The organism is Rhizobium sp. P1_B8, assembly GCF_056406515.1.
In genome coordinates this window covers 116,059-135,121 of the sequence record NZ_JBFTZZ010000016.1, presented here as the reverse complement: position 1 = coordinate 135,121, position 19,063 = coordinate 116,059, and the positions used below count along the sequence as shown (strand labels likewise).

At 62.4% G+C, this 19,063-nt stretch carries 15 protein-coding genes; 8 read left to right on the top strand and 7 right to left on the bottom strand.

The window, feature by feature from the left end:
* Positions 1 to 3: 3 nt before the first annotated feature.
* The 3 genes from AC1D2N_RS20005 to AC1D2N_RS19995 all read left to right on the top strand — a co-directional run bounded on the left by AC1D2N_RS20005 (position 4) and on the right by AC1D2N_RS19995 (position 4,206).
* Entirely contained in the window at positions 4 to 1,635 is a 1,632-nt protein-coding gene (locus AC1D2N_RS20005) for an alpha-D-glucose phosphate-specific phosphoglucomutase (RefSeq protein WP_130759017.1), read from the top strand.
* Between the two features lie 12 nt (positions 1,636 to 1,647).
* Positions 1,648 to 3,627: a glycogen debranching protein GlgX gene (glgX, locus tag AC1D2N_RS20000; RefSeq protein WP_028733970.1), complete on the top strand. Its 1,980-nt coding sequence runs from the start codon at positions 1,648 to 1,650 to the stop codon at positions 3,625 to 3,627.
* A gap of 90 nt (positions 3,628 to 3,717) precedes the next feature.
* Entirely contained in the window at positions 3,718 to 4,206 is a 489-nt protein-coding gene (locus AC1D2N_RS19995; protein ID WP_018446055.1) for a MaoC family dehydratase, read from the top strand.
* A gap of 15 nt (positions 4,207 to 4,221) precedes the next feature.
* On the opposite strand, the gene AC1D2N_RS19990 is transcribed toward AC1D2N_RS19995, so the two are convergent.
* The 6 genes from AC1D2N_RS19990 to AC1D2N_RS19965 are packed head-to-tail and all read right to left on the bottom strand — an operon-like array spanning position 4,222 to position 10,204.
* On the bottom strand, positions 4,222 to 4,620 hold the full coding sequence (locus AC1D2N_RS19990) for a VOC family protein (protein ID WP_028733969.1): 399 nt from the start codon (positions 4,618 to 4,620) through the stop codon (positions 4,222 to 4,224).
* A gap of 44 nt (positions 4,621 to 4,664) precedes the next feature.
* Entirely contained in the window at positions 4,665 to 5,213 is a 549-nt protein-coding gene (locus AC1D2N_RS19985) for a sarcosine oxidase subunit gamma (protein ID WP_130759018.1), read from the bottom strand.
* A complete protein-coding gene (locus AC1D2N_RS19980) occupies positions 5,206 to 8,199 on the bottom strand; it encodes a sarcosine oxidase subunit alpha (RefSeq protein ID WP_130759019.1) in 2,994 nt (997 codons plus the stop codon). Before AC1D2N_RS19980 ends, AC1D2N_RS19985 begins: the two co-directional genes overlap by 8 nt.
* Positions 8,196 to 8,537 carry a sarcosine oxidase subunit delta gene (locus AC1D2N_RS19975; protein WP_018446052.1) on the bottom strand — a complete coding sequence of 114 codons (342 nt, stop codon included), beginning with the start codon at positions 8,535 to 8,537 and terminating at the stop codon, positions 8,196 to 8,198. The genes AC1D2N_RS19980 and AC1D2N_RS19975 overlap by 4 nt, the downstream gene beginning before the upstream one ends.
* Positions 8,538 to 8,549: 12 nt before the next feature.
* Positions 8,550 to 8,951 carry a hypothetical protein gene (locus AC1D2N_RS19970; RefSeq protein ID WP_018243576.1) on the bottom strand — a complete coding sequence of 134 codons (402 nt, stop codon included), beginning with the start codon at positions 8,949 to 8,951 and terminating at the stop codon, positions 8,550 to 8,552.
* A complete protein-coding gene (locus tag AC1D2N_RS19965) occupies positions 8,951 to 10,204 on the bottom strand; it encodes a sarcosine oxidase subunit beta family protein (protein WP_018243577.1) in 1,254 nt (417 codons plus the stop codon). Before AC1D2N_RS19965 ends, AC1D2N_RS19970 begins: the two co-directional genes overlap by 1 nt.
* Positions 10,205 to 10,456: 252 nt before the next feature.
* On the opposite strand from AC1D2N_RS19965, the gene AC1D2N_RS19960 reads away from it, so the two are divergent.
* The gene (locus AC1D2N_RS19960) at positions 10,457 to 11,482 is read left to right on the top strand and encodes a FecR family protein (RefSeq protein ID WP_130759020.1); all 1,026 of its coding nucleotides are present in this window, start codon (positions 10,457 to 10,459) and stop codon (positions 11,480 to 11,482) included.
* A 5-nt stretch (positions 11,483 to 11,487) separates the two neighbouring features.
* Here the strand turns inward: AC1D2N_RS19960 and AC1D2N_RS19955 are convergent, their stop codons facing one another.
* Positions 11,488 to 13,665 carry a CHASE2 domain-containing protein gene (locus tag AC1D2N_RS19955; protein ID WP_130759021.1) on the bottom strand — a complete coding sequence of 726 codons (2,178 nt, stop codon included), beginning with the start codon at positions 13,663 to 13,665 and terminating at the stop codon, positions 11,488 to 11,490.
* Positions 13,666 to 13,940: 275 nt separating this feature from the next.
* Here AC1D2N_RS19955 and AC1D2N_RS19950 point away from each other — a divergent pair, with 275 nt between their 5' ends.
* The 4 genes from AC1D2N_RS19950 (at position 13,941) to AC1D2N_RS19935 (ending at position 19,039) form a co-directional block, all read left to right on the top strand.
* A complete protein-coding gene (locus tag AC1D2N_RS19950; protein ID WP_018243580.1) occupies positions 13,941 to 15,542 on the top strand; it encodes an adenylate/guanylate cyclase domain-containing protein in 1,602 nt (533 codons plus the stop codon).
* Between the two features lie 177 nt (positions 15,543 to 15,719).
* A complete protein-coding gene (gene rpsU / locus AC1D2N_RS19945) occupies positions 15,720 to 15,932 on the top strand; it encodes a 30S ribosomal protein S21 (RefSeq protein WP_003585885.1) in 213 nt (70 codons plus the stop codon).
* A gap of 134 nt (positions 15,933 to 16,066) precedes the next feature.
* Positions 16,067 to 16,936, top strand: coding sequence for a tetratricopeptide repeat protein (locus AC1D2N_RS19940; RefSeq protein ID WP_018446048.1), 870 nt, complete (start codon positions 16,067 to 16,069; stop codon positions 16,934 to 16,936).
* 447 nt (positions 16,937 to 17,383) lie between these two features.
* On the top strand, positions 17,384 to 19,039 hold the full coding sequence (locus AC1D2N_RS19935; protein ID WP_018243582.1) for a sensor histidine kinase: 1,656 nt from the start codon (positions 17,384 to 17,386) through the stop codon (positions 19,037 to 19,039).
* Positions 19,040 to 19,063 lie beyond the last annotated feature (24 nt).

The window sequence follows — 19,063 nt, the reverse complement described above, 5'->3', positions numbered from 1 at the left end:
AAAATGATCAAGTCCGTCCCCACCACGCCCTATCTGGACCAGAAACCCGGCACGTCGGGCCTGCGCAAGAAGGTCCCGGTCTTCCAGCAGCCGAACTATGCGGAGAACTTCATCCAGTCGATCTTCGATTCGCTGGAAGGCTATCAGGGCAAGTGCCTCGTCATTGGCGGCGACGGACGCTACTACAATCGCGAGGTCATCCAGAAGGCGGTCAAAATGGCCGCGGCCAACGGCTTCGGCAAGGTCATGGTCGGCAAGGGCGGCATCCTGTCGACGCCGGCCGCTTCCCACATCATCCGCAAATACAAGGCTTTCGGCGGCATCATCCTCTCCGCCAGCCACAATCCCGGCGGCCCGACCGAAGACTTCGGCATCAAATACAACATCAACAATGGCGGCCCGGCGCCGGAAAAGATCACCGACGCGATCTATGCGCGCTCCAAGACGATCGACAGCTACAAGATTGCTGATTTCGCAGACGTCAATCTCGACCGCATCGGCAAGGACGAGCTTCCCGGCGGCACGATCCTCTCGGTCATCGACCCGGTCGAGGACTATGCCGCGCTGATGGAAGAACTGTTCGATTTTGGCGCCATCCGCAATCTGATCAGCCTTGGCTTCCGCATTGCCTTCGATGGGATGAGCGCCGTCACCGGCCCCTATGCCAAGGAAATCTTCGAAAATCGTCTCGGCGCTCCCTCGGGTTCGGTGCGCAACTTCATGCCGCTGCCGGATTTCGGCGGTCATCATCCCGATCCGAACCCGGTTCACTGCAAGGAACTCTTCGATGAGATGATGGGCGATGACGCGCCCGATTTTGGCGCCGCCTCCGACGGCGACGGCGACCGCAACCTCATCATCGGCCGCGGCATCTTTGTCACCCCTTCCGACAGCCTGGCGATCCTTGCCGCCAATGCCAATCTCGCCCCCGGCTATTCGGGCGGCCTTGCCGGCATCGCCCGCTCCATGCCGACATCAGGCGCGGCCGACCGTGTCGCCGAAAAGCGCGGCATCGGCATGTATGAAACGCCGACCGGCTGGAAGTTCTTCGGCAACCTGCTCGACGCCGGCATGGCGACGATCTGTGGTGAGGAAAGCTCCGGTACCGGCTCCAGTCACGTCCGCGAAAAGGATGGCCTCTGGGCCGTGCTGCTATGGCTGAACATTCTTGCCGTGCGTGGCGAGAGCGTCGCCGATATCGTCACCCAGCACTGGCAGACCTACGGCCGCAACTATTATTCACGCCACGACTACGAAGGCCTCGACACCGATGCCGCAAACGGCCTGGTGGACAATCTGCGCAGCCAGCTTTCCACCCTGCCCGGCAAGAGCTTCGGCAACCTGAAGGTCGAGAAGTCCGACGACTTCGCCTATCACGACCCGATCGACAAATCGGTGAGCGAACATCAGGGTATCCGCGTGCTCTTCGAGGGCGGCTCCCGCGTCGTCTTCCGTCTGTCCGGCACCGGCACGTCTGGCGCAACCTTGCGTGTTTATATCGAGCGCTACGAGCCGGATTCGACTCGCCACAACATCGAAACGCAGGAAGCGCTCGCCGATCTGATCGCGGCCGCCGAAAGCATTGCCAGCATTCGGGAACGCACGGGACGCGACGCGCCAACCGTGATCACCTGATCCGGGGGGAACATGCGGGGAAGCAGTTCGGCGCAAGCCGGCGCGATCGTCTTCGAGACCGGCGTCGAATTTGCCGTGTGGTCGCATCATGCCGCACAGATCGAACTCTGCCTCTTCGAGGATGACGGCAACAGGGAATTCGCGCGCCTGCCGATGGCGCGCGACAGCGACCACATCCATCATCTGTTTGTCGACGGACTGAAGGCGGGCGCGCGCTACGGCTATCGCGCCGACGGTATCTACGCGCCCGACAACGGCCTCTGGTACGATCCTTCCAAACTGCTGATCGATCCCTACGCCAAGGAGATCGATAGGCCGTTCCGCTATGATCCCCGCCTCGGCATCTATGGCGAGGACAGCCAGGATCTGATGCCGAAGGCGATCGTCACCACCGATACCCCAGCCGCGATCAGCAAGCCGCTCTTCAAACCGGGCGGCTTTATCTATGAGGTGGCGGTGCGGCCCTTCACCATTCTCCATCCCGACGTGCCGGAGGCCCAGCGCGGCACGGTCGCAGCGCTTGCCCATCCCTCCGTTGTCGCGCATCTGAAGCGGATCGGGGTCGATGCCGTCGAACTGATGCCGATAACCGCCTGGATCGATGAACGCCACCTGCCGCCGCTCGGCCTTACCAACGGCTGGGGCTACAATCCCGTTGCCTTCATGGCGCTCGATCCGCGGCTCGTCCCCGGCGGCATGACGGAATTGCGCGAGACGGTCGCGGCTCTCCATGCCGAAGGCATCGCCGTCATCCTCGACCTCGTCTTCAACCATACCGGCGAGAGCGACCGCTACGGCGCGACGCTGTCGCTGCGCGGACTCGACAACCTGCACTATTATCGCCACGCCCAGAATTGGCCGGGCGAACTCGTCAATGACACGGGCACCGGCAACACGCTCGCCTGCGATCATCCTAAGGTCCGCCGCCTCGTCATCGACAGTCTGCGCCACTTTGTGCTCAACGCCGGCATCGACGGTTTTCGCTTCGATCTCGCCCCAGTGCTCGGACGCACCGCGACAGGCTTCGAGCGCGACGGCGGAACACTTGCCGCGATCCTGGCCGACGATGTGCTGGCCGACCGGATCATGATCGCCGAACCCTGGGATATCGGCCCGGGCGGTTACCAGCTCGGCAATTTCCCGTTGCCCTTCCTTGAATGGAACGACCGGGTTCGCGACGACCTGCGCTGCTACTGGCGCGGAGACGATTGGAAGACCGGCTCGCTGGCAACCGCCCTCGCCGGCTCCTCCGACATCTTCTCCCGCAACGACGGCAAGGAAACGCGCAGCGTCAATTTCCTCGCCGCCCATGACGGCTTCACGCTGATCGATCTCGTCTCCTATGCCGGAAAGCACAACGACGCCAACGGCGAACACAATCGTGACGGCCATAATGAGAACCACTCCTGGAACACCGGCGTCGAGGGAGAAACCGTCTACCCGACGATCCGCAAGCGTCGCCAGGACGATGTGATGGCGCTGATATCAACGCTCTTTGCCACCCGCGGCAGCATCATGCTGACGGCGGGCGATGAGGGCGGCCGCAGTCAGCACGGCAACAACAACGCCTATTGCCAGGACAACGAGATCACCTGGCTGGACTGGAAGGCGTTGGACGAGGGTCTCATCGCCCATACTGCCTTCGTTGCAGGGTTGCGTCGCCGCTTCACCGTCTTTTCCGAAATGGGCTTCCTGGCGGGAAATGGCGATGTCGAATGGATTTCGCTTTCCGGCGAGCCGATGACCGTTGCCGAATGGAAGACGCCGTCGCTTTCCACCCTCGGAATGTTACTATCGACCGGCGACCGCTCCGCGCGCGGCAGGCAGACCCGGCTTGGCGTGCTTTTCAACCGCTCGGGGAACCGCCAATTTTTCACGCTTCCCTCTACGGGCGAACCGGGCTGGCGCCAGTTGACGTCGGATGGAGCAAAGAAAACTACTGGCCCCGTAACCGTCGAGCCACGCTCCGTCGCCTTTTTCGTAGAAAATTGACCGCCTCCCCTCCCTCACCCAAATCCTTGTCGCAATCGTCACAAATGCACGATAAGGCTTTGCCGCAGCGGCTTGTTTCACGAGGAATTCATGGTCACGGAAATTTCACTCTCCGACGTGCGGGGATTGATCGGCATGGAAACGGGCCTTTCGGATTGGGTCACCGTCGACCAGACGATGATCGACGCCTTCGCGTCGGCGACTGACGACCATCAGTTCATCCACGTCGATCCTGAGCGAGCGGCGGCCGAGAGTCCCTTCGGAGGAACCATCGCCCATGGCTTCCTGACACTGTCTCTGCTGTCGACGATGAACTACAACTGTCTGCCGAAAGTGCGCGAGCAGACCCTCGGCATCAATTACGGCTTCGACCGCGTCCGCTTCATGACGCCGGTGAAAAGCGGCGCCCGCGTCCGCGGCCGCTTCCTGCTCGCCGAAGCCCGCTTCCGCGGCGCCGGCATGCTGATGACCACCTATGACGTCACGATCGAGATCGAAAACGAGAAGAAGCCGGCGCTGACAGCAAAGTGGATCACCATCATCCAATTCGACCCGAAGGACCGTCCCGACGACGTTTGAGCAAAACTGCTTTTGTTACTCGGCCGAATTGAACACGGCTTCGAGCGCGTGTCCGTCGGGATCCATGACGAACGCCGCATAATAGTGCTCACCGTAATGGGGCCGCAGGCCGGGACGGCCATTGTCACTGCCGCCTTGCGCGATTGCCACCGCATAAAACTGATCGACTGCCTGGCGGCTCGGCGCGGCAAACGCCAGATGAAAACCCGGGCCAGGCGCACGCTGGCCGTCCGGACGATGCTTGATCGCCAGTTTGTCCCCGCCGCCGGGAAGGCCGTAGCCGATTGCCTGCCCTGTTTGCCCCGGCCTGATATCGTCCCAGACCCTGATATAACCGAGCGCGGCAAGGGCAGCATCGTAAAATGCCGCCGACCGCTCGATATCGGAAACGCCGAGCGAGGCATGGTGCAGCATTCGTTTACCTCTTGAATGAGCGCACGCCGGCGATTCGCTGAGGCTCAGTGCCCCACGTCTTCAGCCGCCTCGTTCAGCAGCCCGAAGACATAATCCGAAAACGACCGCCAGCATTCCACCCGGAACGTGTCTTCCTCCGTGCGGAAAAGCACAATTTCCGCCTTGCCGAAAACGGTGCGCGATGCAGCCCCGACCGGAAAGGAAGAAAGCGACAGATCCTGCGGGCAGCCGGCCGAAAGCGTCGCCTCAGCACCCGGTCCCGAGACGATGATCGCGAGATTGCGGTGGGAAACGTCGGTCGCCGAATGCAGCGTGCCGACACCCGAAAGTGTTGCCATCAGATCGGCACTGGCCTCGTCGATCACCAGCCACTCGTCCGGCCCAATCCAGAGCGCCGATCGGGCGCCGGCCCGGCCGGATGTCTTCGGGGCATCCGGCAATGTCAGGCCAAGAGCAGAGGAAAGTGCCGAGAGCGATTCCGCCGGCGCGCGTAGCGCCACCCGGCTGGCAGTGGGAGCGGTCGTCAGCCGCACCGTTGCGGAGCCGCCGAGACGTCCGGCAAGCGCCGGTTTGCGAATTGCGACATCAGCCATGGATGCGGCCCCCTTCCTTGTCAAAGAATACCAGATCCGTCACCTCGACGGCGATCGTCCTGTCCGGCATCGGTACATAGAGCGTCTCGCCCATCCGCGCCCGGCCGCCGGCGACGAGCGCAAAGGCGATCGACCTGCCGCAATTTTCCGACCAATAGGCAGATGTGACGTGGCCGAGCATGGTCATCGGCTTCGGCTCGTTCGGGCTTGCGACAATCTGCGCGCCTTCTTCGAGCACCAGCTTCGGATCCGTGGTGACGAGGCCGACGAGCTGCTTGCGCCCGTCCTTGACGAGATCCGGCCGCTTCAACCCGCGAATACCGACGAAATCCGTCTTTTTCTTCGAAACCGCCCAGGAAAGTCCGGCATCATCGGGAGTTACGGTCCCATCCGTATCCTGCCCGACGATGATGTAGCCTTTCTCGGCGCGAAGAACGTGCATCGTCTCCGTGCCGTAGACGCAGGCGCCGAGCGGTTCGGCATTGGCCCAGACCGCTTCGAGTACCGACTGGCCGTAATCGGCCGGCACATTGATTTCGAAGCCGGTTTCGCCGGTGAAGGAGACGCGGAAGAGCCGCGCCGGCACGCCGCAGACCGTGCACTCGGCAACGCTCATATGCGGGAATGCCTCGTTCGAAAGATCGAGCCCTTCGACCAGCGGCGCGACGATCTCGCGCGCCTTCGGCCCCTGCACGGCGATGACAGCCCATTGTTCGGTCACCGAGGTCAGCCATACCTTCAGATGCGGGAATTCCGTCTGCAGGTAATCTTCCATATGATGCAGAACGCGCGGCGCGCCGCCGGTCGTCGTCGTCACATGAAAACGGTCGTTTGCCAGGCGTCCGACAACACCGTCGTCATAGACGAAGCCGTCCTCGCGAGTCATGATGCCGTAGCGGGCCTTGCCGGGCTTCAGCGTGTCCCAGGCATTGGTGTAGATCAGGTTGAGGAATTCCGCCGCATCCGGCCCCACCACCTCGATCTTGCCGAGCGTCGAGGCGTCGAAGATACCGGCCGCCTCGCGTGCTGTCCGGCATTCGCGAGCCACCGCCTGATGCATGCTCTCGCCGGCCCTCGGATAGAACCAGGCACGCTTCCAGTTGCCGACATCCTCGAAGACCGCGCCATGCGCTTCTTCCCAATCGTGCAGCGGCGTCTTGCGTGTCGGGTCGAACAGTTCTCCGCGCGAATGGCCGATCAGCGTACCGTAGGTGACCGGCGTATAGGGTGCCCGGAAAGTGGTGAGTCCGACCTGCGGGATTTCCTTGCCGAGCATTTCGGCGGCAATCGCCAGGCCATGCATGTTGGAGAGCTTGCCCTGGTCCGAGGCCATGCCGTTGGTCGTGAAGCGCTTGATATGCTCGATCGAATGCATGCCCTCGCGCACGGCAAGGCGGATATCCTTGGCGCAGACGTCATGCTGGAAATCGATGAAGGCCTTGGCGTTGGTCTTCGGCCCGGCGCCTTCGGCAGCACCAATCATGCCGCCCGTCCAGTCATAGGCTTGCTCGGCCGAAATTGCGATCTTCGCGTCGCTGCCTTTGCCGGTGGCCTGCGCCATCAGCTCGCCGGCGGCAAGCGACTCCTCGATCGTCCGCTGCAGGTCGTCGGTGCCGTTGCAGGCGCCGACCGAGAGGCAGTCCTGGGCATAGGAGCCGGGCAGGAATCGCTGGCTTTCGGCATCGAAGGCCACTTTGCCGCGCGACTGCGAGAAGAGATGGACCGACGGCGTCCAGCCGGCCGAAACCAGCAGCGCATCGACCGTGATCTTGCGCGGCGAACCGCCGCCGTTGCGCGCCACCGACATCGAGGAGATGCGCAGCCGCCCGGCCGTGTTGACGACCGATTGGCCGGCCAGAACATCAATACCGAGTGCACGCGCCTCGGCCAGCACCGCCGCTCCCGGCGCCTGCCTGCTATCGACGATGGCGGCGATCGAAACACCAGCCCGCTTCAGATCGAAGGCCGCCTCATAGGCCGAGTCGTGCGCCGTGTAGATGCCGACCTTGGCCCCGACCGCGACGCCGTAATGATTGAGATACATCCGCCCCGCTGAGGCCAGCATGATGCCCGGCCGATCGTTGTTCGGAAACACCATGTGACGCTCGATCGCGCCGGTGGCGAGGATCACGCGCTTTGCCCGGACCTGCCAAAGCCGCTCGCGCGGCAGATCACGGGAAGGCTTGGCGACATGATCGGTGACGCGCTCGGCAAGACCAACGAAATTGTGGTTGTAGTAGCCGAAAGCGGTCGTGCGGACCAGCACTTCGACATTGTCCATCGCCTCCAGCCGCGCCACGGCCTTCTGTGCCCAGCTATTGCCGTCCTGTCCGTCGATCGTCACGCCGGTATCATAACGCAACGCCCCGCCCGCTTCCGCCTGCTCGTCGCAAAGCATCACCCGGGCACCGGTCTCGGCGGCGGCGAGCGCCGCCGAAAGCCCGGCCACGCCGGCGCCGACCACCAGCACGTCGCAATGGGCATAGCGGCTGGCATAATGGTCCGGATCCTCCTCCGTCGGCGCGACGCCGAGGCCGGCGGCACGACGGATGAGCGGTTCGTACACGTGTTTCCAGGCGGCGCGCGGCCACATGAATGTCTTGTAGTAGAAGCCAGCGGCGAAGAACGGCGACATCAGATTGTTGACCGCGCCGACATCGAAGGCAAGCGAGGGCCAGCGGTTCTGCGAGTTGACGATCATGCCGTCAAAAACTTCCTGCACCGTGGCGCGCACGTTCGGCTGCTTGCGCGCCGTATCGCGGGCAACGTCGATCAGCGCGTTCGGCTCTTCGGCCCCTGCAGACAGAATACCGCGGGCCCGGTGATATTTGAACGAACGGCCGACGAGATGCACGCCGTTGGCAATCAGCGCCGAGGCGACGGTATCGCCTTCGAGCGCCGTATAGCTCTTGCCGTCGAAGCTGAAGCGCGCGGTTCTGGCCGGTGTCAGGCGCCCCTTGCCGGCGATACGGTTCACGCCGCTCATTGCGCCTCTCCTTCCACGGCTTCATATGTTTCGACGGGCCCATGCTGCTGGGCCGCCGCGCCGATCTCAGGCTTCGGTTCACCCGCCTTGTAGGTCATGATGAACTTGTCGGTTACTGTATCGCGCGCTGCATTGAAGAAGCGCCCGCAGCCGTGAATGTGCCGCCAGCGTTCGAAGATCAGCCCCTTCGGATTGTCGCGCAGAAAGAAATAGGCTTCGAATTCCTCGTCCGAGATCGAGGCGATGTCGGTGGGCCGCGCGATATGCGCGTCACCTGCGCCACGGAATTCGAGCTCGGAGCGCTCTTCCTGACAGTATGGGCAATAGATCAGCAGCATGTGTTACCCGTCTTAGAGTTCCGATCCGGAAACATTGGTTCCCGGAGGTTGATTGCAGAGACGCTTTCCCATCGTCACGTAGGGAATGAGGCGCTTGAGAAGCTGTTCAAAATTGTCGTAGGGCTCCAGCACATCGGTCATGCCGATATTCGCAAAAGCCATCTTGGCGATATCGTTGTCGATCACGAAGGCACGTCCCGGCGTTCCGCCGACCTCAGGCACGAAATAGACGGCTGGTTTGCGCAGGATCATCGCGCAAAGCAGCGTGCCGCTCTCGGCGACGAAGGGCCACTCGCTTTCGCCGGCAGCCCTGTGGATCTTCTGCAGGCGGAAATCCTCGGCGCCGGGAAAGACGTCACCAGCCGGCATGGCCGCGCCGTCGATCCCGATTGCGAGGAGAGCCGCCGTCCACATCAGTGCGCCACCGCCGCCGCCGCCGCCTCGTCGATCAGCCGGCCGCTGCGGAAACGGTCCAGCGTCAAGCCAGCATTGAATTTGTGCGGCTCGTCGCGGGCAATCAGATGCGCGAAGAGATTGGCCGAGCCCGGCGTCGCCTTGAAGCCGCCTGTACCCCAGCCGCAATTGACGTAGAGCCCGGGAACCGGCGTCTTCGACTGGATCGCCGAACGATCCGGCGTATTGTCGACGATGCCGCCCCATTGCCGCATCATCTTGACGCGCCGGAACATCGGGAAGAGCTCGCAGATGGCGTCGAGCGTGTGCGTGATGATCTGCAGCCCGCCGGTCTGGGAATAGGAATTATACTGGTCGGTGCCGGCGCCGATGACGAGCTCTCCCTTGTCGGACTGGGAGATATAGGCATGCACCGTGTTCGACATGACGACGCAGGGAAAGATTGGCTTCAGTGGTTCGGAAACCAGCGCCTGCAGCGGGCTCGATTGCAGCGGCACGCGCACGCCAGCCATCTGCATGACAGTGGTCGTATGGCCGGCCGCCGACACCGCCACCTTCCTGGCGCCGATGAAGCCACGCGAGGTCTCGACCCCGGTCACCCGTCCGTCCGGACCGCGCCGGATACCGGTCACTTCGCAATTCTGAATGATGTGCACGCCGCGGTCTGAAGCCGCCCGCGCATAACCCCAGGCAACGGCGTCGTGCCGCGCCGTACCGCCCCGCCGCTGCAGCGCCGCCCCGTTGATCGGGTAGCGCGCGCTGGCCGAGATATCGAGCGGCGGACAATAGGCCTTCGCCTGCTCCGGTGTCAGCCATTCATTGTCGATGCCGTAGAGCCGGTTGGCATGGATATGCCGCTTGAAGGATTGCTGGTCGTGAATATTGTGCGAGAGCATCATCACGCCGCGCGGCGAATACATCACATTGTAGTTGAGCTCCTGGGAAAGCCCCTCCCAGAGCTTCATCGAATGCTCGTAGATGTGCATGCTCTCTTCGTAGAGATAGTTCGAGCGGATGATGGTGGTGTTGCGCCCGGTATTGCCGCCGCCGAGCCAGCCCTTCTCGATCACCGCCACATTGGTGATGCCGTGCTCCTTGGCGAGATAGTAGGCAGCACCCAGCCCGTGGCCGCCGGCACCGATGATGACGACGTCGTATTCGGCGCGTGGCTCAGGCGAAGTCCACTGCTTCTCCCAACCCTTGTGGCCACGAAGGGCCTCCCGTGCCACGGCAAAAACCGAATATTTCCGCATCCGCCTTCTTCTCCTTCGGGAAAGGGCTTGTTCTCCGCGCTCATACAAATCGCAAATCCAAATGCGGCACAACGGTTCTTTTGCGACGCGCGAGAGCTTTGGTTTCGACACGCCGAAGAGAATGCCGCTTCAAGCGGAAGGCAGAAGCCGCGGCATTTCCGCTAACCGTCGGCCGGCGACCTAACCCAATAGGGTTAGAAGACAAGCAATTGCTAAAATGTTAACAATCGCGTGTTCCGGGGTACGTGTATCATGTGGGGTTGGCGCTCAGTATCAGTCGCGACGCTTTGCATCGCGTTAAGCAGCGCATCGCCGGCACCCGCCGCCGAGCCGGTCGGCCAGGCTGTCGTCATTAAGACGGAAGTGACGGGACAGAGCGGCCCGATCGAGGTCGACACCAGCGTCCATCGCAACGAGCGCATCAAGACATCGCAATCCGGGCTTGGCCAGTTCCTGTTTCGTGACGGCACGAAGCTCGCGGTCGGCTGGGGTTCGTCGGTCGTCATCGACAAATATGTCTTCGATGATTCCCAATCGGTCAAGAAACTCACCATCAGGGCGGCAAAGGGTACATTCCGCTGGGTCAGCGGCAGTTCCAATTCTTCGGCCTACCAGATCCTGACGCCGGCCGGCACGATCGGCGTACGCGGCACCGCTTTCGATTTCTACGTCGGCCCGGATGGCACGACCGCCGTCGTGCTGCTGAACGGCGCAGCCCGCTTCTGCGGTCCGGGCGGCTGCCGGCAGTTGCAGCAGCGCTGCGATTGCGTGGTGGCCAAGCCGAACGGCGATATGTCGGCAGCACGCCGGGTCGATCCCAGCATCCTCGAGACGCTCGGAAATCAGCGCGCCCTCCCCTTCCTCTCCGGCAATCAGCGGCTTGCCGGCGGCATCGGCATGCTCGGCGGCTGCAATATGGCCTCCGTCGCGCCGGAAAGAAAAGACAGAAACCGCCCCCTGCCTCCTCGCGATCCGGCGCCGGCACCCAGTCCGCAGAGGCAAGATCCGCCGCAGCGGCAGGCCGAGCCGCAGAAGGAGCGGCCGGCCACGCCTGACAAGCCTGACAAGCCTGACAAGCCGCATCACGACAAACCGGATAAACCCGACAAGCATGATGGCCGTGGCCGGCATGAACATCACGATCAGCACGATGATCACGACTATCACGATAAAGGGCATCATCGGGATCGTGACCGGGACCGCGATCACGACAAGGATCGCGATCGTGATGGGGACCGGAACCACGATAGGGGCCGGAATTTCAATCGCAACCGCTGATGCCGTCAATCGGCGACGCTCTTCTCGAAGCCATCCGGCACCTCGCGGAAGTGATCGCTTCTGCCGGATATCCGCTGGTAGAATTCCGCCAGCCCGCCGATCACCTGCGCCGCCCTGAGCTTTGCCGTGCCGATAAGCTTGCGCGTGTTTTTCGAATGCGAATGCGAATGCAGCGCCTGCGTCAGCTGCTCGTGAACGACCGTAAGCGCGGCGAACTCCGCGGAGGCTGCGACGCGCTCGTCGCCGACAACGGCGAGAATCTGCGTTCGGCTACTCTTTCCCTTGAGCGGGATGGCGCCGGCCTCGATCAGCGCCATTCCCTGCACCGATCTCGCCGTGCTGTCTGATATGAGGATATCGAAGCCCACCTCCTTGCAGCACGACTCCAGGCGCGCCGCGACATTGACGGCATCGCCGACCGCCGAATAGTTGAAGCGGGTCTTGGCGCCCATGTTACCGACACAGGCGAGACCGGTATGGATGCCGATGCCGATGCCGACTTGCTGTCCAGGCCCGAAGCCGAAGGCGTCGCCGGCGTTCAGTTCGGCCAGCGTTTCACGCATGGCAAGCGCTGCGCGAACGGCCTTGATTTCATGATCCGCCACATCGACGGGTGCATTCCAGAACGCCATGATCGAATCGCCGATGAACTTGTCGAGCGTGCCTTCATTGGCCACCACATGGCGGCTCAGCGCATCGAGCAAGGTATTCAGGAACGCGACCACGGCAGTGGGCGCCAGCCGCTCGCTGATCTCGGTAAAGCTTCTGACATCGACGAACATGACCGTCAGCTCGCGATCGTCTCCGCCGAGGCGCAACGCGTCGCGGGAATGCTCGATGCGATGGAGCAGCGACGGGGAAAGATAATGCCCGAAGGCGCGCCGCACCTCGCGCCGCTCCCGGTCGATCACCAGGATCCGGAACGAGGTCGAGGCGAAATGGGTGATCGATCCGCTGATGATCGGAGCCAGGGGATCGAGGAGAAGCCCCGCATAAAGAAACGAGAGCCAGGACGCCACCAGCGCCATGGCTGTGATCAGCAGGCCGCAGGCCAGCGCGACGGCCGGACTGACGAAGGTCGTCACCCCGACGAGCAGGCATCCGAGCACGGCGATCATCAGGATTTCCAGCCCGTCCGCCCAGTCGGGCCGCGAGAGAAAGCGGCCCGAGAGGATCTGCTCGACGGCCTGCGCATGCAGCGAAACGCCGGGAACGTTCTCGCCGAGCGCGGTGACGCGGATGTCCTGCAGGCCGGCCGCCGATGTCCCGACGAAGACGATGCTGCCGGCGACGGCGGCGGCGACATCTGGAGAGGCCCCTTCGGCCGCAAGCACCTGCCGGGCGGATATATAACGCTCCGCCCGGTCGGGGGTGACATAGAGCCAAAGCTCACCCGCCGCCGTCAGCGGCACGACAAAATCCCCGATCTTTACCGATGTCATGATGCCGGCGCGATCGGGTGCGCCTGATAGCACGTAGGTCGATGCCCCCTGTGCGACACGCAGCGCTTCGATCGCGAGATTCGGATAGAGCTGCTCGCCGTCGGTCAGGAACAGTGGGACCGCCCGTACCACCGGCGAGGGATTGCCGGGATTGAGGCTGATATGACCGAGCCCCGCCGCATTGGCTTCCAACTGCGGCCGCAACGGCGTCGAAGCACCGAGATAGGGGGGGGCTGAGACGGGGCTTTCGCCGGTGAAGGCGAAACCCGCCTTGACCGGCGGCCGGTAATTGCCCTCGTTGGAAAGTCCGAAGCCGAGCACGACGGGCTTTTCGGCAATTGCACGGGCGAATATCTCGTCGTTATCAGGCAGTTTCGCGGCAAGGGAAGGATCGACCCCGGCGACCTCGCGAATGACATTGCGCGGCGACAGCCGGTCCGGCTCGGCGAAGAGAATATCGAAGGCGATGGCCGAGGCGCCCATTTCCGAAAGCCGGTCCACCAGCAGCGCCATCCGGTCCCGCGGCCATGGCCATTGGCCGAATTCGTGCAGCGAAGTCTCGTCGATGTCGATCACGCGGACCGGCATCGGCTCGAAGGTCCTGGGAACCAGCCGCTGATACTCGTCGAAGGTCACGCCGCGGATCAACTTGAAGATCCCGGGATCACTTGCTCGAAGGATCGTAAGCGCAGTCACGATCGCCAGACCGAGAACGACACCGATTTGCTGCGCGCGCGTCATGATCTCACCGGGTGTCCCCTCCCACGGCCGGCAGGGCGACCCGCACCTGCAGGCGGACAGGCTACGCCGCTTTCCATCCAAATGCCATTCGCACCTGCGTTCCGGGGCACTCTCCTTTCGGTCACCTCCGCCGTGCGGCGGAGAAGCGCCATGAATACGGCTACGCCTCCAGTTTTCACCCGGCTTTTGCCTGGACGACGAGGCTTCGACCTTGCCCGGTGCGCGGCGAAATGTTCTTGTAACGATCGAAAATCGGATGCTTTTTCGAGAGAAGAATGAAGGTCGCCGTGATTTCCGAAACCGCCGCGCGTCGCAGCGGCTATTGGCTGATTGTCGTCGTGCTGGCAATGCTCGCAGGGCTGCCGCTCGCCGTCTGGCTTGATATCAGCGATCTCTCGGGAAATACCCTGCGCCGCCAGGCCCGCGATATGAGCTCGCTGATATCGAGCATCCGCTCCTATTATTCCACGAATGTCGTGGGGCGCGTTCTGGCCGCTCACGCCAACGGCACGACTGAGGGCACGGTCGTCTCTCACAATTATGCGAATATTCCAGGCGCCATCCCGCTGCCGGCCACGCTTTCCCTGGAGCTCGGCGACGTCATCAAGGAGCAGCAGGCCAATATCACCTACCGTTTCGTCTCCGACCTGCCGTTCAAAAGCCGCGCATCCCACGAGCTCGACGACTTCGAAAAGAATGCGCTCGCTGCCTTGCGCGCCAATCCGCAGCAGACGCTGAACGACCTCACCCGTGTCGGATTGACCGATACCTTGCGGCTCATCACCCCTGTCGTCATGGGCCAGGCCTGCGTTGCCTGCCACAATGGCCATCCCGAAAGCCCGAAGACCGATTGGAAGGTGGGCGATGTGCGCGGCATTCAGGAAGTCATCATCCGGCAGCCCTATGCGAGCAACGTTTTCGCCTTCAAATACCTGCTCTGCTATTTCCTTTTCGTCGCCTTCATCGGCATCAGCTTCATTGTGCTCCAGCGGCAGCAGACGCGCACCATCCACAGCGCCAACCGGGATCTGGAAGCGGCGAACGAATTCCTCGCCAGCGTTTCCCTGAAGATCTCGCGCTATCTCTCACCGCAGATCTACAAGAGCATCTTCTCCGGGCAGAAGGACGTGGTCGTCCATACCGAGCGCAAGCGTCTGACGATCTTCTTCTCCGACATCAAGGATTTCACGGCGACCACCGAGCGTCTGCAGCCGGAAGCCCTGACGGAGATGCTCAACGAATATCTGACCGAGATGTCGAACATTGCCCTGGAGCATGGCGGCACGGTGGACAAGTTCATCGGCGACGCGATGCTGGTCTTCTTCGGCGATCCCGAAACCAAGGGGCCGGAGGAGGACGCGAAAGCGTGTTTGCGCATGGCCGTCGACATGCAGCGCCGTCTCGGCGAACTCAAGGACAGATGGCGCAGAAATGGCACAGAAGAGCCTTTCGTCGTCCGCATGGGAATCAACAGCGGTTATTGCAACGTCGGCAATTTCGGCAGCAGCGACCGCATGGACTATACGATCATCGGGGCGGAGGCCAATCTCGCAGCCCGGCTGCAATCGATCGCCCAGGGAGGAGAGATTGTCATCAGCTATGAAACCTTTGCGCTGGTGAACGAAATCGTCGACGCCCATCCGCTGCCGCCGATCACGATGAAGGGCATACAGCGCGAGATCGTGCCCTATGCAGTGGATGGGCTGACCCTCGGTGCGGACCACAAGAGCCGTGTTCTCAGCGAGCATCTCTCGGGCCTTGACCTGCATCTGGATATGAGCCGGCTGGAGCCTGCCGACCGCCTCCGGGTCAGAACCGCTCTCAAGGAGGCAATTGCCGCGCTGGATGAAGCTGCGCCCGAACCGGCCCGATCATGACCGGATATCAGGCGAAGCGTGATTTTCCGCCGCCGCCCATATCCCGTCTAGACTTCCCGTACCCAATCTGCTATTTCGCATCACCAATCGCAAGGCCCCGGCCGCGCGAACGTTATTGTTTTGCCTCTGGCCGCTGCGCCGCCTCCGGCATCAACCAACCAAAGGAACGTGATTCTCGTGCAGGTACTTGTCCGCGATAACAATGTTGATCAGGCTCTCCGCGCTCTCAAGAAGAAGATGCAGCGCGAAGGCATTTTCCGCGAAATGAAGATGCGCGACTACTACGAGAAGCCGTCGCAGAAGCGTGCTCGCGAGAAGGCCGAAGCCGTTCGTCGCGTTCGCAAGCTGGCCCGTAAGCGCGCCCAGCGCGAAGGTCTGGTCGCACGCTGAGCGTTTCCGTCGTTTTTTCGACGTTTTCAGATGCATTGTGGCGGGGGCGATGGGTTCGCCGCCGCTTTTTTAGTTTGCCGCTGAAGATCGCATATCCGCGCACCGGATATGCCGCATGGGGAAAGCGAGCCCGAATGGCTGTCAACACCTTCAATCCGTCCCGCGCTTTGCGCTTGCAGAAAACGGCATTCCTGCCCGCTTTGGCGCTGGCGGCAATGTTCGGCCTCGCCGGCTGCGAGACGACCAATACCTCGGATGCCGTGATCCGCATCGATAAGGCGCAGGGTTCGGAAGAGAATATCGCTTCCCTGACGGCGGTTATCAACGCCAATCCGAGGGATCCGGAAGGTTACAACGTCCGTGGTTCCGCCTATGGCCGCGCCGGCCAGTTCCGCCCGGCGCTGAACGATTTCAACACGGCGCTGCAGATCAATCCGCGGTTTTTCCAGGCTTACGCCAACCGCGCTCTCGTCTATCGCAATATGGGCCAGCAGGCCCAGGCGATTGGCGACTACAATGCCGCCCTGCAGATCAATCCGAGCTACGATGTCGCATATATCGGTCGCGGCAATGTCTACCGGATGGCCGGCCAGGACGATCAGGCTTTCAACGACTTCGACAAGGCGATCCAGCTCGGCACCACCGATGGCCGCGCCTATCATAACCGTGGCCTGATCTATCAGAAGCGTAATCAGCAGGATAAGGCAATCGACGATTTCTCGAAAGCGATCTCGCTCGCGCCGAATTCACCCGAGCCCTATAATGGCCGCGGCATTTCCTATATTGCGCTGAACGACGACGACAACGCCTTTGCCGATTTCAATCATGCGATCGAGCTCAACGGCAACATCGCCGAATCCTGGGCCAACCAGGCGCTCGTCTACGAACGCCGCGGCGACAAGGCAAAGGCCGCCCGGTCCTATCGCCACGCGATCGGCCTCGACCCCAAATACCAGCCGGCTCGCGACGGCCTTGCCCGCGTCGGCGTCGCCCCAGCCGGCTAAAGATATAATTGGGCGGCCCTGAGCATCGGGCGGCCCGCAACCGCCACCTGCCGGTCGCACCACCCATCGGACGCCGGCAAAGGCCCTGATGATTCAATCGAATCTTCCGGCTCTGGATATCATCGAGGTGATATCGTGCCACGCCAGGCAGTGGAAGCGACGTGGCGCAAAGGCGGCGCACCGACATTAAGACGAGACGCCGAAAAAGCGTCCGTCGTCGTCGATGCCTGTCATAGTATGTTGCAACCTGCTCTTGCTCCCCCTAACATGGACCTGCTTCGATAGCCCGCTATCGAGCGGTCGAACACGTGTTGGGGGCGATTTGCGAGAGATGCGGATCTTTGCTGTCCTGGCCGCAAGCGAAAACCGTTGCGGGCCACGCGCATTACAGCGCCGCGAGTCTTTTCAGAGGCGCAAAGGGCGCTGTAACATTTTGAATTGCGACAGATGAAGATCGTCGCGCTGTTCTTTCCGAAAGCCTCGATCGGAACCTACCTCGTCGCCATGGCGGTGGCGATCGCACTGCCGATCTTCGCCTTCGTTGCGCTGCTTCTGCTACAGCTGGAGGACAACCAGCGTTCGACGCTGAAGCGCGAGACGGCCCAGGATGCGCTTGCCCTTTCACGCATCATCGACCGCCAGCTTCAGGACATGGCGACGACCCTGCGGCTGCTTTCGAGTTCGCCCGAGCTTGAAAACGGCAATCTCGCCTCCTTCCACGAGCGCACGGAAACGGCCCTCAGAGACAACACGCTTTTCGTCATTGCCGTCGACCGCACCGGCCAGCAGCTGTTGAACACGCGTCGGGCGTTCGGCACGCCGCTTGGCAAGACGGCGAACATGACAGCCCTCGAAGCGGTCATGGCTTCTGGTCGCATCGAGGCATCAGACGTCTTTCGCGGCCGGACCAGCGGCGAATGGGTCTATAACGTCACCCTGCCACGGAAGAATGATCCGGTCGCGGCCCTTATCATCACGCAGGACGCCAAGGATCTGGGCAAGCTCGTGACCACCGAGGGCCTTGCGCCCGGCTGGTCGGCCGCCGTCATAGATGAGAGCGGCCACGTCGTCGCGGCCACCGGCCCTGCCAACCTCGAACCTGGCACGCCCTTCGACCCGCGCATTCTGCCGGCGCTCACCGTGTCCCGCGGCGTCTTCCAAGACGAGACAATCCTGCCGCACATGCTCCTCGGTTATGCCCAAATTCCCGGTTGGTCGTGGAAGACGGTGATCTGGGGACCGATCGCCCAGGCATCGATCCTCAGCACCTGGCGTTTCCTCATCATCGGCGGCGTGGCACTGGTGCTCGTCGCCGTGCTAGGCGCTTATGCCGTCGCAAGACAGGTGCGCACCACCATCCGCGATATCGCCGACATGGCGAACCGCATGGGCGAAGGCCATATCGTCTCGCCAGTCGAGACCAGCGTCATCGAGGCGAACCAGGTGGCGATTGCCCTTTCGAATGCCTCTTTCGATCGTAGCCAGACCGAGGACCGGCTGCGTTTCGTCATGCACGAGCTCGTCCACCGCACCAAGAATCTTCTGACGCTTGCCCAGGCAATGATGCGCCAGCTCGCCAAGCAGTCCGACAGCGTCGAGTCCTTCCGCGCCGCCGTCGCCGACCGGCTCGAGGGTTTGGTGCGTTCGATCGAGCTCCTGACCAGCGAACAATGGGGAGGCGTGTCGCTGCGGCGGGTCGTCGACATCCATCTGCAGGCCTTCCCGCAATCGCGCGAGCAGATCGACATCAGCGGCAAAGACTTCGTGCTGAAGCCGGATGCCGTGCAGAATCTCGGCCTCGCCTTGCATGAACTCGCCACCAATTCGGTAAAATACGGCGCGCTCTCCGTACCGCAAGGCCGGGTCCGCTTCGCATGGCGCGACCTCAAGGAGGAAGACAAGCCGGATGCCCTGCTCCGCTTCACCTGGGAAGAGCAAGGCGGCCCGCCGGTCACGGAGCAGCCATCGCGCTCGGGCTTCGGCACGACCGTTATCAAAGCCCATGCCGCCTCCGCCTTTCGCGGCACGGTTGAGATCGATTTCCGGCCCGAAGGCCTGTTATGGGTGCTGACGGCGCAGCGCGCCACGCTGGAGCGGGAATAGAGCGCCGCGCGTCTCTTCAGACGC